This window comes from Pseudocitrobacter sp. 2023LY-00077, from assembly GCF_055796175.1.
Window position 1 is genome coordinate 24,916 of the sequence record NZ_JBSPEI010000023.1, and the last position, 14,999, is coordinate 39,914.

Annotated in this window: 13 protein-coding genes, 1 rRNA gene and 1 pseudogene; 8 read left to right on the plus strand and 7 right to left on the minus strand. The window is 54.7% G+C overall.

Annotation, left to right across the window (positions count from 1 at the left end):
- Positions 1 to 12 precede the first annotated feature (12 nt).
- Both rpoE and rseD read right to left on the minus strand, forming a co-directional pair.
- Entirely contained in the window at positions 13 to 588 is a 576-nt protein-coding gene (gene rpoE, locus ACWWFX_RS22450; protein ID WP_015963387.1) for an RNA polymerase sigma factor RpoE, read from the minus strand.
- A 56-nt stretch (positions 589 to 644) separates the two neighbouring features.
- Complete coding sequence (gene rseD, locus ACWWFX_RS22455) at positions 645 to 740, minus strand: rpoE leader peptide RseD (RefSeq protein ID WP_144052231.1); 96 nt, start codon at positions 738 to 740, stop codon at positions 645 to 647.
- Between the two features lie 270 nt (positions 741 to 1,010).
- Here rseD and nadB point away from each other — a divergent pair, with 270 nt between their 5' ends.
- Positions 1,011 to 2,630: an L-aspartate oxidase gene (gene nadB, locus ACWWFX_RS22460; protein ID WP_276223688.1), complete on the plus strand. Its 1,620-nt coding sequence runs from the start codon at positions 1,011 to 1,013 to the stop codon at positions 2,628 to 2,630.
- Here the strand turns inward: nadB and trmN are convergent.
- Positions 2,615 to 3,352 carry a tRNA(1)(Val) (adenine(37)-N(6))-methyltransferase TrmN gene (trmN, locus tag ACWWFX_RS22465; protein WP_473224826.1) on the minus strand — a complete coding sequence of 246 codons (738 nt, stop codon included), beginning with the start codon at positions 3,350 to 3,352 and terminating at the stop codon, positions 2,615 to 2,617. The genes nadB and trmN overlap by 16 nt on opposite strands.
- Positions 3,353 to 3,469: 117 nt before the next feature.
- Here trmN and srmB point away from each other — a divergent pair, with 117 nt between their 5' ends.
- A complete protein-coding gene (srmB, locus tag ACWWFX_RS22470; protein WP_276223692.1) occupies positions 3,470 to 4,798 on the plus strand; it encodes an ATP-dependent RNA helicase SrmB in 1,329 nt (442 codons plus the stop codon).
- Between the two features lie 48 nt (positions 4,799 to 4,846).
- Here the strand turns inward: srmB and grcA are convergent, their stop codons facing one another.
- A complete protein-coding gene (gene grcA / locus ACWWFX_RS22475) occupies positions 4,847 to 5,230 on the minus strand; it encodes an autonomous glycyl radical cofactor GrcA (protein WP_015963383.1) in 384 nt (127 codons plus the stop codon).
- A 317-nt stretch (positions 5,231 to 5,547) separates the two neighbouring features.
- On the opposite strand from grcA, the gene ung reads away from it, so the two are divergent.
- Positions 5,548 to 6,237 (plus strand): uracil-DNA glycosylase, encoded by a 690-nt coding sequence (gene ung / locus ACWWFX_RS22480; protein ID WP_473224827.1) that lies wholly within the window; start codon positions 5,548 to 5,550, stop codon positions 6,235 to 6,237.
- Positions 6,238 to 6,280: 43 nt separating this feature from the next.
- Here the strand turns inward: ung and ACWWFX_RS22485 are convergent, their stop codons facing one another.
- Positions 6,281 to 7,339 carry a tRNA/rRNA methyltransferase gene (locus tag ACWWFX_RS22485; RefSeq protein ID WP_276223695.1) on the minus strand — a complete coding sequence of 353 codons (1,059 nt, stop codon included), beginning with the start codon at positions 7,337 to 7,339 and terminating at the stop codon, positions 6,281 to 6,283.
- 204 nt (positions 7,340 to 7,543) lie between these two features.
- Between ACWWFX_RS22485 and trxC the strand changes: the two genes are divergently transcribed.
- From trxC to ACWWFX_RS22510, 5 genes are all read left to right on the plus strand, one after another.
- On the plus strand, positions 7,544 to 7,969 hold the full coding sequence (gene trxC / locus ACWWFX_RS22490) for a thioredoxin TrxC (RefSeq protein ID WP_108477201.1): 426 nt from the start codon (positions 7,544 to 7,546) through the stop codon (positions 7,967 to 7,969).
- A gap of 68 nt (positions 7,970 to 8,037) precedes the next feature.
- Positions 8,038 to 8,736, plus strand: a complete 699-nt coding sequence (tapT, locus tag ACWWFX_RS22495; protein WP_276223699.1) for a tRNA-uridine aminocarboxypropyltransferase — start codon at positions 8,038 to 8,040, stop codon at positions 8,734 to 8,736.
- 35 nt (positions 8,737 to 8,771) lie between these two features.
- Complete coding sequence (locus ACWWFX_RS22500; protein WP_276223701.1) at positions 8,772 to 11,423, plus strand: bifunctional acetate--CoA ligase family protein/GNAT family N-acetyltransferase; 2,652 nt, start codon at positions 8,772 to 8,774, stop codon at positions 11,421 to 11,423.
- Between the two features lie 108 nt (positions 11,424 to 11,531).
- On the plus strand, positions 11,532 to 12,887 hold the full coding sequence (pssA, locus tag ACWWFX_RS22505) for a CDP-diacylglycerol--serine O-phosphatidyltransferase (RefSeq protein ID WP_276223712.1): 1,356 nt from the start codon (positions 11,532 to 11,534) through the stop codon (positions 12,885 to 12,887).
- 44 nt (positions 12,888 to 12,931) lie between these two features.
- Entirely contained in the window at positions 12,932 to 13,258 is a 327-nt protein-coding gene (locus ACWWFX_RS22510) for a YfiM family lipoprotein (protein ID WP_149464842.1), read from the plus strand.
- 2 nt (positions 13,259 to 13,260) lie between these two features.
- Here ACWWFX_RS22510 and ACWWFX_RS22515 read toward each other — a convergent pair.
- Positions 13,261 to 14,555, minus strand: a pseudogene (locus tag ACWWFX_RS22515) (MFS family transporter).
- 342 nt (positions 14,556 to 14,897) lie between these two features.
- Positions 14,898 to 14,999 (minus strand): 5S ribosomal RNA (gene rrf, locus ACWWFX_RS22520); the annotation flags it as partial.

Here is a 14,999-nt window from a genome sequence, read left to right on the forward strand (position 1 = left end):
ATCCCGCTACCGTCAACGCCTGATAAGCGGTTGAACTTTATTATCAATAGCTTCTCGCGCACGGAAGATACGGGAACGAACTGTACCAACCGGGCAATCCATAATTGCAGCTATCTCTTCATAGCTTAGGCCATCCAGCTCTCGCAGGGTAATTGCCATGCGTAAATCTTCTGGAAGGCTTTCAATGGTGCGAAAAACTATCTGTCTCAGTTCTTCTGACAACATTAAGTTCTCAGGGTTCGAAATTTCTTTCAGTGCGCCGCCACTTTCGAAGTTTTCTGCTTCCATTGCGTCCACATCGCTGGACGGTGGGCGTCGCCCCTGAGCAACCAGGTAATTTTTTGCCGTATTGACTGCAATACGGTACAGCCACGTATAGAAAGCGCTATCCCCCCGGAATGAATCCAGCGCACGATAGGCCTTTATAAAAGACTCTTGCACCACATCAGGAACGTCACCTGACGGCACATATCGGGAAACCAGGCTCGCCACCTTATGCTGGTAGCGCACCACCAGTAGGTTAAAAGCTTTCTGGTCTCCTTTCTGGACCCGTTCAACCAGGACCTGGTCCGTTAACTGCTCGCTCATCCGAGGTAATGTCTCCCCAAACCCTATTCCAATGCGTAATCAAAACGCCACTCCGTTCACTGCACTATGAGCAAGCACAGGGTTAGAGTGTCTGATGATTGTAAAGTTCCGTTACGCCTTTGTTTTTTGTTTGTCAGTTGTAGACCGTTCATTGTCTCTCATTATAAGTCTACGCATGCACTACGTTGTCTAAGTTGCGAAAGAAAAACGCAATTCTCGCAAGAGTAACGTAACCCGCCTTTTATTTCACCATAAATACTGGTTTCCGGAGTCAGAGATTCGATTATTTTCCTTCGTTTACAAAGTCCGTTCAGACGCTGTTATGTTTAGCCGTTACAACTTCCGCTAAAAAAATGTGTGCGCCAGCGCGTTTTATGATGCTATGCTGACCAAACCGTGTTTAGTAAATTAAACAAACCATCATGAACACTCTTCCAGATCTATCCTGTGATGTCCTGATCATCGGTAGCGGTGCTGCCGGTTTATCTCTCGCGCTGCGCGTCGCCGAGCAGCATTCTGTCATTGTGCTCAGCAAAGGCCCGATTAGCGAAGGTTCAACCTTCTATGCGCAGGGCGGAATTGCAGCCGTTTTTGATGAAACCGACAGTATCGAATCCCACGTCGAAGACACGCTCATCGCCGGTGCCGGGATTTGCGATCGTGACGCCGTGTCGTTCGTGGCCAGCAATGCCAAAAACTGCGTCCAGTGGTTGATTGACCAGGGCGTGCTGTTTGATACGCAAGTACAAAGCAACGGCGAAGCGAGCTATCACCTGACGCGCGAAGGCGGCCACAGCCATCGCCGCATTCTGCATGCGGCGGATGCCACCGGCAAAGAAGTGGAAAACACGCTGGTCAGCAAGGCGCTGAATCATCCCAATATTCGGGTGATTGAGCGCTGCAATGCCGTAGACCTGATCATGTCCGATAAGATTGGCCTGCCCGGCACACGCCGCGTAGTGGGCGCGTGGATCTGGAACCGTAATAAAGAGAGCGTGGAAACCTGCGCGGCAAAATCGGTGGTGCTGGCGACGGGCGGCGCGTCCAAGGTCTATCAGTACACCACCAACCCGGATATCTCCTCGGGCGACGGCATCGCCATGGCCTGGCGCGCGGGCTGCCGCGTGGCGAATCTGGAGTTTAATCAGTTCCACCCCACCGCCCTGTTCCACCCGCAGGCACGTAACTTCCTGCTCACCGAAGCGCTGCGCGGAGAAGGCGCGATGCTCAAGCGCCCGGACGGCAGTCGTTTTATGCCCGATTTCGATGCGCGGGGCGAGCTTGCGCCGCGCGATGTGGTAGCGCGGGCTATCGATCATGAAATGAAACGGCTCGGTGTGGATTGTATGTATCTGGACATCAGCCATAAACCCGAAGAATTTGTCCGTCATCATTTCCCGATGATTTACGAGAAACTGCTTGGGCTGGGTATCGACCTGACAAAAGAGCCTGTGCCGGTTGTTCCGGCGGCGCACTATACCTGCGGCGGCGTGATGGTAGATGATAACGGACGCAGCGACGTTGACGGCCTGTATGCGATCGGCGAAGTGAGTTATACCGGCCTGCATGGCGCAAACCGTATGGCCTCTAACTCCCTGCTGGAGTGTCTGGTCTATGGCTGGTCAGCGGCGGAAGATATCAATAAACGAATAGCCAGCGCGCGTCAGGTGGAAACCCTGCCCGCATGGGATGAAAGCCGGGTAGATGATTCCGACGAGCGGGTGGTGATTCAGCACAACTGGCATGAGTTACGTTTGCTGATGTGGGATTACGTCGGCATTGTGCGCACCACGAAACGGCTGGAGCGCGCCCTGCGTCGCATTACCATGCTTCAGCAGGAGCTCGACGAGTATTACTCACGCTTTCGCGTGTCTAATAATTTGCTGGAACTGCGCAATCTGGTACAGGTGGCGGAGTTGATTGTCCGCTGTGCGATGATGCGTAAAGAGAGCCGGGGCCTGCATTACACGCTCGATTATCCGGATCTCATGCAGGATTCCGGCCCATCGGTGCTCTCGCCGCTCACTCACATAAAGAGATAAAACGCCTGGGTCAGCGCGGTATACGCTTCGGAGTATTGCTGCTCTGGCCCACGAATCGCCATTCTGTCGCTAAAGCCTTCGCCATTTTGTGGCGAGAACGCCAGCAGGACGCGATGCGGCGGGCGCGTTTCATATTCGGCGATATCCGTGCGCAGGCGTAAATGCCAGCCCATCGACAGAGCCAGTTCGGTAAAACTCTGGCCGATGCTTTCCGGCAAGACCACGCAGAAAAACCCTTCTTCCGTAATGGCATCCGCCGCGCAGGTAAGCAACGTTTGATGATCGAGGGACGTGGTGTAGCGTGCCTGCTCACGCTGCGGTGTGGCGCACTCGACGCCCTGCTCGTAGTAAGGTGGATTGCTGACGATCAGGTCATAGCGACTATTAACGCTCGCGACCCACGACTGAATATCCGCAGTGTGGACGGCAATTTTCTGCGGCCACGGGGATTGCGCGACGTTCTCACGCGCCTGATCTGCGGCATTTTCATCCAGCTCAACGGCGTCGATATGCGCACTCGCCTCGGTGCGCTGTGCCAGCATCAACGCCAGCAACCCGCTTCCCGTACCAATATCCAGCACGCGCGTTACATGGGCAATCGGCGCCCATGCGCCCAGCAAAATGCCGTCCGTCCCCACTTTCATGGCACAACGGTCATGCGCGACAAAAAATTTTTTGAAGGTAAATCCATTACGACGCAGCGTGGGTTTCGAGTCAGACATAGTTATTTTGAGTATCCGGTTTTGGCTCAGCACAATACCTGAGAACAGATAGCCATACAAACAGATGAAGATTAGAGCCGTAACGTCTATAATCACCGCCTCACACTGAGGTAGACAATGACTGTAACGACTTTTTCCGAACTTGAACTTGATGAAAGCCTGCTGGACGCCCTCCAGAGCAAAGGCTTTACACGCCCGACTGCCATCCAGGCTGCCGCCATTCCGCCTGCGCTCGATGGACGTGATGTTTTGGGTTCTGCGCCCACCGGCACCGGTAAAACAGCGGCGTATCTGCTGCCTGCGTTGCAGCATCTGCTCGACTTCCCGCGCAAAAAATCCGGCCCGCCGCGCATCTTGATCCTGACGCCAACGCGTGAACTGGCGATGCAGGTTGCCGACCACGCGCGCGAGCTGGCCAAAAATACCCATCTCGATATCGCCACCATTACCGGCGGTGTCGCGTACATGAACCACGCTGAAGTCTTCAGCGAAAACCAGGATATCGTGGTTGCCACCACCGGTCGCCTGTTGCAGTACATCAAAGAAGAAAACTTTGACTGCCGCGCCGTCGAGACCTTAATTCTTGACGAAGCTGACCGTATGCTGGATCTCGGCTTTGCGCAGGACATCGAACACATCGCCGGCGAAACCCGCTGGCGTAAGCAGACGCTGCTCTTCTCCGCCACGCTTGAAGGCGATGCGATTAAAGATTTTGCCGAGCGTCTGCTCGAAGATCCGGTTGAAGTTTCTGCCACGCCTTCCACTCGTGAACGTAAGAAAATTCATCAGTGGTACTACCGTGCAGATAACCTGGAGCACAAAGTTGAGCTGCTTAAGCATCTTCTGAAACAAGAAGATATGACGCGCGCTATCGTTTTTGTTCGTAAACGTGAGCGTGTGCATGAACTTGCTGAAATGCTGCGTGCCGCCGGGATCAACAACTGTTATCTCGAAGGCGAAATGGCACAGATCAAGCGTACCGAGGGGATCAAACGTCTGACGGAAGGCCGCGTAAACGTGCTGGTTGCGACCGACGTTGCCGCGCGCGGTATTGATATTCCGGATGTCAGCCACGTGATTAACTTCGATATGCCGCGCACCGGCGATACCTATCTGCACCGTATTGGCCGTACCGGCCGCGCGGGTCGTAAAGGTACGGCGGTTTCTCTGGTTGAAGCGCATGACCACCTGCTGCTGCAGAAAATTGGTCGTTATATCGAAGAGCCGCTGAAAGCGCGCGTCATCGATGAACTGCGCCCAACGACGCGTGCGCCTAGCGAAAAAATGACCGGTAAGCCGTCGAAGAAAGTGCTGGCAAAACGTGCAGAGAAGAAAAAAGAGAAAGATAAAGACAAACCGCGTGTAAAAGTACGCCATCGCGACGCGAAGAATGTCGGTAAGCGTCGCAAGCCAAGCGGCGCTGAACCGCAGTCGACAGAAGAGTAAAAAAAACGCCGGGTCTCCCCGGCGTTTTTGTTTCCTGCGACTGAAAACTTACAGGCTTTCAGTGAAAGTACGAGCGATAACGTCGCGCTGCTGTTCCGGCGTCAGGGAGTTAAAGCGTACCGCATAACCTGAAACACGAATGGTCAGCTGCGGATATTTTTCCGGATGTTCAACCGCGTCCAGCAGGGTTTCACGACGCAGAACGTTAACGTTCAGGTGCTGACCACCTTCTACGCGAACTTCTGGTTTCGCTTCAACCGGGATTTCACGATATTCGATGTCGCCAAGCGCTTTCACAGCAACCACTTCATCTTCTGCATAACCACCTTTGGCAACCAGGCAGCGAGCTTCACCTTTTTCGCTATCCAGCAGCCAGAAAGAATTCAGCAGGTCGTCGTTAGCGGCTTTAGTAATCTGAATACCAGTAATCATTTGATGCCTCCCTTAGGCTATTCATATTCATTTAACCGGCCAGTTCCCGGCCAATTGGTAAAACCATTGTTGCTTGAGTGTATATATACCCCTCAAACACCCGGCATTCTTTGATTTAAATCAATAAAAACCACACCACAAAAGTGGTCATGCGCTAATTTACTTGTTTTATATCAAGTTACGCTACCCAGCGATGCCAAATTTTATCTGTAAATTTTCAACTTTTTTTAGGGGTAGCGTGCTTTTCCCGCTGACCGATTTTGTGATGGAGAAAGAAGCAGTTAAGCTATCCGCATGACAATTTCCAGGAGAGCGAGATGAGCGCCCTTTTAACCTGGCACGATGTGCTGGCCGACGAAAAGCAACAACCCTATTTTTTGAACACGCTGGCGACGGTGGCGAATGAGCGCCAGGCAGGCACAACGATTTATCCGCCGCAGAAAGATGTGTTTAACGCCTTTCGCTTCACTGAACTGAGCGATGTAAAAGTAGTGATTTTAGGTCAGGACCCGTACCACGGGCCGGGTCAGGCGCACGGGCTGGCCTTTTCTGTTCGCCCTGGTATTGCCACGCCGCCGTCGCTGCTGAATATGTATAAAGAGCTGGAAGGTTCAATTCCGGGCTTTACCCGCCCTCAGCATGGCTATCTGGAAAGCTGGGCGCGCCAGGGCGTGCTGTTGCTTAACACGGTGCTGACGGTGCGTGCAGGTCAGGCGCATTCTCACGCCAGCCTTGGCTGGGAAACCTTTACCGATAAAGTGATCAGCCTGATTAACGAACATCGGGAAGGCGTGGTCTTTTTACTGTGGGGATCGCATGCCCAGAAGAAAGGCGCGATTATCGATGCGCAGCGTCATCGGGTGCTGAAAGCCCCGCATCCGTCACCGCTTTCTGCCCACCGCGGCTTTTTTGGCTGCAACCACTTTGTGCAGGCTAACGAATGGCTGGCGCAACGCGGTGAAGCGCCCATCGACTGGATGCCGGTGCTGCCGGCGGAAAACGAGTAAAAAAAATGCCAGCGCGATGCTGGCATTCTTTTATGGCTTACGCTCAGGCTTTATTCTGACGCCACCATTCACTCAGCAGTACGCCGGTTGCTACGGAGACGTTCAGGCTTTCTACCGCGCCGGTCCCTTCGATCGATACGCTCAGATCGGCGCTCGACAGTGCAGCATCAGACAGACCATCGCGCTCCTGACCTAACACCAGCACCATTTTCTTCGGCAGCTCAGCTTTAAACAGCGGGGTACCCGCGTGGCTGGACGTGGTCACGATGGCGTAACCCGCTTTGCGGAAATCATCCAGCGCATCAATGAAGCTATCGCCGGTAATCGGCTGAACGTGCTCAGCGCCGCCTTCTGCGGTACGGATTGCCGCGCCGGATTCCAGCACGCCGGCATCCTGCAACAGCAGGCCTTTAATACCGAAATGCGCACAGCTACGCATCATCGCGCCCAGATTGTGCGGGTTGCCGACATCTTCCAGGGCTAGCACACAATCGGTATCGCCGCTTTTAGCAACCCAATCCTGTACGGACGTGCCGCTGCGTTTTTTGATCAGGAAGCATACGCCGCCGTGGTGTTCGGTTCCGGACGCTTTCGCCAGTTCCTCTTCATCAACCACGTGGTACGCTTTGCGGTTTGCCGCCATCCAGCGCAGCGCTTCTTTAAAGCGCGGCGTTACGCTCTGGATAAACCAGGCGCGTACAATGGCGTCCGGGCGGCTCTGGAACAGCGCCTGGCAGGCGTTTTCACCGTAAACGCGCGTCTCTTCCGCACGCTGACGACGCAGGACTTCCGGGTCGATAAAGCTTTTACCGCTAATGCCACCGTGATCGGCTTTTACCGGGGTCTCATCACCCGGTGCGCGGGAAACCGTGCGCCACGGTGAGCTATCGCGTTCACCGCGATCGTCACGCTCGCGGCTGCGTTCGCGGTTCGGGCCTTTTCTGTCGTCACGGGCAGGACGGCGACCACCTTCGGCACGTGTACCAGGACGGCCACCGCCTTTTCCTGTACGCGGATTATGGGTGCGTTTATCCGAGTCATCGTCACTGCGGACATACATCACTTTGACTTTGCCGTTTTTGTTCTTCAGTTCGTCGCTCATATTTTTCTCCACCTGCGCTGCGCGAAGCGCGCAGATTACCTGATGTAGTAGCGCATAGCCATTACTTCATATCAAAGACAGTGACTATTGTACCCATTGAGTAAACCGCATTGTCGAATAAAACAGTCTCATCGATAATATGTAACATTACAGAAACATCCGGCGACCTCGCCGATCAGCAACCCTACTACCCAGAGGTTAGTTATGAATACCGTTTGTGCCCACTGTCAGGCTGTTAACCGCATACCTGAAGATCGTGTAAACGATGCGGCGAAATGTGGACGCTGTGGTCATGATCTGTTTGATGGCGATGTGATCAACGCCACCGACGCCACGCTGGACAAGCTGCTGAAGGACGATTTGCCTGTCGTTATTGATTTCTGGGCGCCGTGGTGTGGCCCTTGCCGCAATTTCGCGCCGATCTTTGAAGATGTGGCGGAAGAGCGCAGCGGCAAAATGCGCTTTGTGAAAGTGAACACCGAGGCCGAACGCGAGCTCAGCGCCCGTTTTCGCATTCGCAGCATCCCGACCATTATGATCTTCAAAAATGGCGAAATGATCGACATGCTCAATGGCGCGGTACCGAAAGCGCCGTTCGAGAGCTGGCTTAACGAAGCCCTCGAAGCATAACATCTGCGGGGCGCATCTTGTGCCCCGTTTTCACCTCTGCGACAATAGCCTTTTTCTACGCTATTGCCATGACTCCAAACGCTGTACTGCAACTCCGGGCTGAACGCCTGGCCCGCGCCACGCGCCCTTTCCTCGCCCGTGGCAATCGTGTTCGCCGCTGCCAACGTTGCCTGCTGCCGCTTAAACAGTGTTTATGCGAAACCCTGCAACCCAGCTCCGCCACCAGCCGTTTTTGTCTGGTGATGTTCGATACTGAACCGATGAAACCCAGTAACACAGGCCGCCTGATTGCCGATATCCTTCCCGATACCGCCGCATTTCAGTGGTCGCGTACCGAGCCGCCTGCCGCGCTGCTGGAGCTGGTTCAGGATCCCGCATACCAGCCGGTAGTGGTTTTCCCGGCGTCGTATGCCGGCACAGAGCGGGAAGTGATCGCCGCGCCGAAAGCGGGCAAACCCCCGCTGTTTATTATGCTCGATGGCACCTGGACCGAAGCGCGAAAAATGTTTCGCAAGAGCCCGTGGCTGGATAGCTTGCCGGTGATTTCGGTCGATTTGTCGCGCGTTTCCGCCTATGGTCTGCGGGAAGCGCACGCGGACGGTCAGTACTGTACCGCCGAAGTGGCGATGGCGCTGCTGGACCTGGCGGGCGATACTGGCGCTGCTCACGCGTTAGGCGAACACTTTACGCGTTTTCGTACCCGCTATCTGGCAGGAAAAACCCAGCATAAGGGAAGCATCACAGCACAACGCGAGGAAAGCGTTTAGACTCATACGGATGCTTATACCTGAGGGAAGCCGGAATGAGTCAACGTGGGCTGGAAGCACTTCTTCGACCAAAATCGATTGCCGTGATTGGCGCGTCCATGAAGCCGCAGCGCGCCGGCTTTTTGATGATGCGTAATCTGTTAGCGGGTGGGTTTAACGGCCCCGTTATGCCCGTTACGCCCACCTGGAAAGCGGTGCTCGGCGTGCTGGCCTGGCCGACCATCGCCAGCCTGCCGTTTTCACCCGATCTCGCCGTACTCTGCACACATGCCAAACGCAATCTGGAACTGCTGGAAGCGTTGGGCGAGAAAGGATGTAAAACCTGCATTATTCTCTCTTCACCGCCCGATCAGTTTGCCGAATTATCAGCCTGCGCCGCGCGCTACCAGATGCGCCTTTTAGGGCCAAACAGTCTGGGGCTTTTAGCGCCCTGGCAGGGTCTGAACGCCAGTTTTTCTCCGGTGCCGATTCGCAAAGGCAAACTGGCGTTTATTTCTCAGTCCGCGGCCGTTTCCAATACCATTCTTGACTGGGCGCAGCAACGCGAGATGGGCTTCTCCTACTTTATTGCGCTCGGTGATAGCCTGGATATCGATGTGGACGACCTGCTCGATTTCCTCGCGCGCGACAGCAAAACCAGCGCCATTCTGCTCTATCTGGAGCATTTGAGTGACGCCCGACGCTTTGTTTCCGCCGCCCGTAGTGCCTCGCGCAATAAACCCATTCTGGTGATTAAGAGCGGGCGTAGCCCGGCGGCGCAGCGGTTACTTCACGCTAACGCGGGTCTGGATCCCGCCTGGGATGCCGCTATTCAGCGCGCCGGTCTGCTGCGCGTACGCGATACTCACGAACTTTTTTCCGCCGTTGAAACCCTAAGCCACATGCGCCCTTTGCGCGGCGAGCGTTTAATGATCATCAGCAACGGTGCTGCCCCGGCAGCGCTGGCGCTCGATCAACTGTGGGCGCGCAACGGCAAACTGGCGACCCTCAGCGATGAAACGCGGGCCAAATTGACTGAACGGTTGCCGGATTCCGTGCAGGCCGGAAACCCGCTGGATCTGCGTGATGATGCCAGCATCGAGAGCTATATCGCCGCAGTCAACTCGTTACTCGACAGCCCGGATCTGGATGCGCTGCTGGTGATTCACTCCCCCAGCGCCACCGCAACCGGCACTGAAAGCGCCGTGGCGTTAATTGACGCGATCAAACGCCATCCACGTGGGCACTACATCAGCGTGCTGACCAACTGGTGCGGTGAGTACTCTTCTATCGAGGCCCGACGCCTGTTCAGCGACGCGGGTATCCCCACCTATCGTACGCCGGAAGGCACGATTACGGCATTTATGCATATGGTGGAATATCGCCGGAACCAGAAACAACTGCGGGAAACGCCCGCACTGCCGCAGAATTTAACGGCCAACACGGCGCAGGTTCACGAACTGCTCGCGCAGGCTATCGATAGCGGTATCCGCGCGCTGGATACGCATGAAGTGCGTCCTGTGTTGCAAGCGTACGGCATGCACACGCTTCCCACCTGGATCGCCGCTGACAGCGCGGAAGCGGTACATATCGCCGAACAAATTGGTTATCCGGTGGCGCTGAAACTGCGCTCGCCGGATATCCCACATAAATCGGAAGTTCAGGGGGTGATGCTGTATCTGCGTACCCCGGCGGAAGTGCAACAGGCGGCGGATGCGATTCTCGATCGCGTTAAAATGACCTGGCCACAGGCGCGCATTGACGGCCTGCTGGTACAAAGTATGGCTAACCGCGCAGGTGCACAGGAACTGCGCGTGGTGGTGGAACATGATCCGGTCTTTGGCCCGCTGATTATGTTAGGTGAAGGCGGCGTGGAGTGGCGGCCTGAAGAACAGGCCGTGGTCGCTCTGCCACCGCTGAATATGACGCTGGCGCGCTACCTGGTGATTCAGGCAATTAAGAGCAAAAAGATTCGTGGGCGCAGCGCGCTGCGACCGCTGGATATTCCCGGCTTGAGCCGTTTGCTGGTTCAGGTCTCAAACCTGATTGTTGATTGCCCGGAAATTCAGCGGCTGGATATTCACCCTCTGCTGGCCACAGGTAATGAATTTACCGCGCTGGACGTGACGCTGGATATCGCGCCGTATGAAGGCGACAGCGAAAGCCGCCTGGCGGTAAGGCCGTACCCGCAGCAGCTCGAAGAGTGGGTCACCATGAAAAATGGCGAACGCTGCCTGTTTCGGCCTATCCTTCCTGAAGATGAGCCGCTTTTACAGCAGTTTATCGCCCGGGTGACGAAGGAAGATCTTTATTACCGCTACTTTAGCGAGATCAACGAATTTACCCACGATGATTTAGCGAATATGACCCAGATCGACTACGATCGTGAAATGGCTTTCGTTGCGGTACACATCACGGCTGAACAGACGGAGATCCTTGGCGTCACGCGCGCCATCTCCGACCCGGACAACATAGACGCTGAATTCGCGGTGCTGGTGCGCTCCGACCTGAAAGGATTAGGGCTGGGTGGACGATTGCTGGAAAAGTTAATCAACTATACGCGCGATCACGGTCTGCAACGCTTAAACGGCATTACTATGCCCAACAACCGTGGGATGATAGCCCTGGCTCGTAAGCTGGGCTTTGACGTTGATATCCAACTGGAAGACGGTATAGTCAGCCTGTCTCTGAAGCTAAGTCATGACTAAGTTGCTGGAAATACTACCCTTGACCGACAGAGATGGTATTATTGACCGCTTACGTCGTCTGCCTGGTACAGAGGACCCTTCACTAAAACAGAGAAGAAACGCACTGTGATGTTGTCAAAATTTAAGCGTAATAAACATCAACAACACCTTGCCCAGCTACCCAAGCTTTCTCAGTCAGTTGATGATATTGAGTTTTTCTACGCGCCTGCCGATTTTCGGGAAGCGCTGCTGGCAAAGATAGCCGGCGCTACGCGACGCATCTGCATCGTCGCGCTGTATCTGGAACAGGACGATGCCGGGAAGGCGATTTTACAGGCGCTGTATGACGCAAAACGTCAGCGGCCTGAGCTGGAAGTAAAAGTACTGGTTGACTGGCATCGCGCACAGCGTGGACGTATTGGCGCAGCGGCGTCGAATACCAACGCCGACTGGTACTGCCGCATGGCGCATGAAAATCCGGGTGTGGACGTGCCGGTGTATGGCGTGCCAATCAATACCCGCGAAGCGTTGGGCGTTCTCCATTTCAAAGGCTTTATTATTGATGACAGCGTGCTGTACAGCGGCGCGAGCATCAATGATGTCTACCTCCATCAGCATGATAAATATCGTTACGACCGCTATCAGTGCATTCGTAATCCGCAAATGGCGGACATCATGTATGATTGGGTGGGGCAAAATTTAGTGGAAGGTCGTGGCGTTAACCGTCTCGATGATAGCTGCCGCCCGAAAAGCCCGGAAATTAAAAACGATATTCGCCTCTATCGCCAGGAACTGCGCGATACGGGATACCATTATCTGGGCAACGCCGACGACGAACAGCTCTCCGTTACGCCACTGGTAGGCCTGGGTAAAACCAGCCTGCTGAATAAAACCATTTTCCATCTGATGCCGTGCGCCGAGCATAAGCTGACGATCTGCACCCCTTATTTCAACCTGCCTGCGCTGTTAGTGCGCAATATCATTCGCCTGCTGCGTGAAGGCAAAAAGGTCGAAATTATCGTTGGCGATAAAACGGCGAACGATTTCTTCATCCCGGAAAATGAACCGTTCAAGATTATCGGCGCGCTGCCGTATCTGTACGAAATCAACCTGCGTCGATTCCTGAGCCGTTTACAGTACTACGTCAACACAGACCAGCTCGTTGTGCGTCTGTGGAAAGATGACGATAACACCTATCACCTGAAAGGGATGTGGGTGGATGACGAGTGGATGCTGCTGACCGGCAACAACCTTAATCCACGCGCCTGGCGTCTGGATCTCGAAAACGCCGTACTCATTCATGACCCGCAACATAAACTGCGGGAGAAACGCGAGAAAGAGCTGAAGCTGATTCGCGCCCATACTACCGTGGTCAATCACTATCGCGACCTGCAAAGTATCGCTGATTATCCGGTAAAAGTGCGCAAGCTGATCCGCCGTCTGCGACGCATCCGTATCGATCGCCTTATCAGTCGTATCCTCTAAATATCAGCCCCGTCCAGTGCGGGGCTTTTTTTCAGGAGAGATTTATGCGAACCCTCCTTCCTCTGATTGCCCTTTTCACTCTGAGCGGTTGTAGCCATATGGCGAACGACAGCTGGAGCGGGCAGGATAAAGCCCAACACTTTATTGGTTCCGCGATGCTTTCCGCCGCCGGCAATGAATACTTCCAGCATCAGGGCGTGAGCCGCGATCGCAGCGCCGCATTGGGGGTGATGTTTTCATTGAGTCTGGGGGCATCAAAAGAACTGTGGGATAGCCGCCCCGCAGGGAGCGGCTGGAGCTGGAAAGATTTTGCGTGGGATGTTGCCGGCGCCACGACCGGCTATACGGTGTGGCAGCTGGCACAACATTAATCCTACAGGCGTAATCCTTTTCCTTTGCGATGCAGCATCAGCGACACCAGGAAAGCCAGCGCCGTCATCGCGGTGACGTACCAGAAGAAGGCCGACTCCACGCCAAATGATTTCAGTGACAGTGCGACATACTCCGCAGAACCACCAAACAAGGCATTAGCCACTGCATAAGATAACCCCACCCCTAACGCGCGAACCTGCGCCGGGAACATCTCTGCTTTCAGGATCCCACTGATCGAGGTATAGAAGCTGGTGATCAACAGCGCGCACATCACCAGTGCAAAAGCGGCAAACGGAGAGGTGACATTCTGCAGGGCGGAGAGTATCGGTACGGTAAACAGCGTCGCCAGTGAACCAAAGCACAGCATTGAAGCGCGACGACCAATCCTGTCAGAGAGCAACCCGAACAGCGGCTGGGCGAGCATGTAGACGAACAGTGCGGCGGTCATGATGATGCTGGCGACCTTCGGGTCCATCCCGGCGGTGTTGACCAGATACTTCTGCATGTAGGTGGTGAAGGTGTAGAAAATCAACGAGCCGCCGGCGGTAAAACCGAGCACCATGACGAAGGCTCTACGGTTACGCCACAGGCCCTTGAAGGAACCCGCTTCTTTCAGTGTACGCGTTTCTTTATGCGACGTTTCATCCAGCTGACGACGCAGCCACAGCGCCACAACCGCTAACACCGCACCCATTGCGAACGGGATACGCCAGCCCCAGCTGTGCAGATCTTCGCTGCTCAGGACATTCTGCAGAAGCACGACAACCAACAGCGCCAGCAGTTGGCCACCGATCAGCGTGACATACTGGAATGAAGCATAGAATCCTTTACGGCCTTCTACCGCGACTTCACTCATATACGTTGCGCTGGTGCCGTACTCCCCACCGACGGAGAGTCCCTGGAACAACCGTGCCAGCAGAAGCAGCGCAGGAGCCCAGGTTCCGATCGTGTCGTATCCCGGCAGGCAATGACCAGAGAGCCAAAACACATCATACAGACAGAGATCAGCATCGACCTTTTACGTCCATGACGATCCGCAATACGACCAAACATCCAGCCGCCAATGGGACGCATTAAAAAGCCTGCGGCAAAAACACCCGCCGTTTGTAACAGCTGGGTCGTGGTATTTCCGGTTGGGAAAAAGATGTGGGCAAAGTAGAGAGAACAGAAGGAATAGACGTAAAAATCAAACCATTCGACAAGGTTCCCTGATGAAGCCCCGACGATGGCCATAACCCGGCGACGGGTGTCATGATCGGTGAGCGACTGCTCGGCGGCTACGCTGGTTTCGGTCATTATAATTATGCTCCTGCTGCAGGTGTTTTATCTGTCTTACCGGGCGTAACTCGTCACGCAGATAAATTTTCAGTGAACGAAATGTTATATAATTGTTATTAACTATTTTGCGATATCTATCACGTTTTTTGTTAGCAAGGTAACAAATTAGGATTAGCTGTAGCGGGAGTATTTTGGGGTGAGGATAGTGCGCGCCGTGTTGCCCGGTGGCGCTGCGCTTACCGGGCCTACAGTGTGTGCCGTACCGGTAGGCCGGATAAGGCGCAGCCGCCATCCGGCATTGTTTTTTTCGCACCAACGCAAAAAGGCCATCCTTCCGGATGGCCTTCTGCTTTATTTGATGCCTGGCAGTTCCCTACTCTCGCATGGGGAGACCCCACACTACCATCGGCGCTACGGCGTTTCACTTCTGAGTTCGGCATGGGGTCAGGTGGGACCACCGCG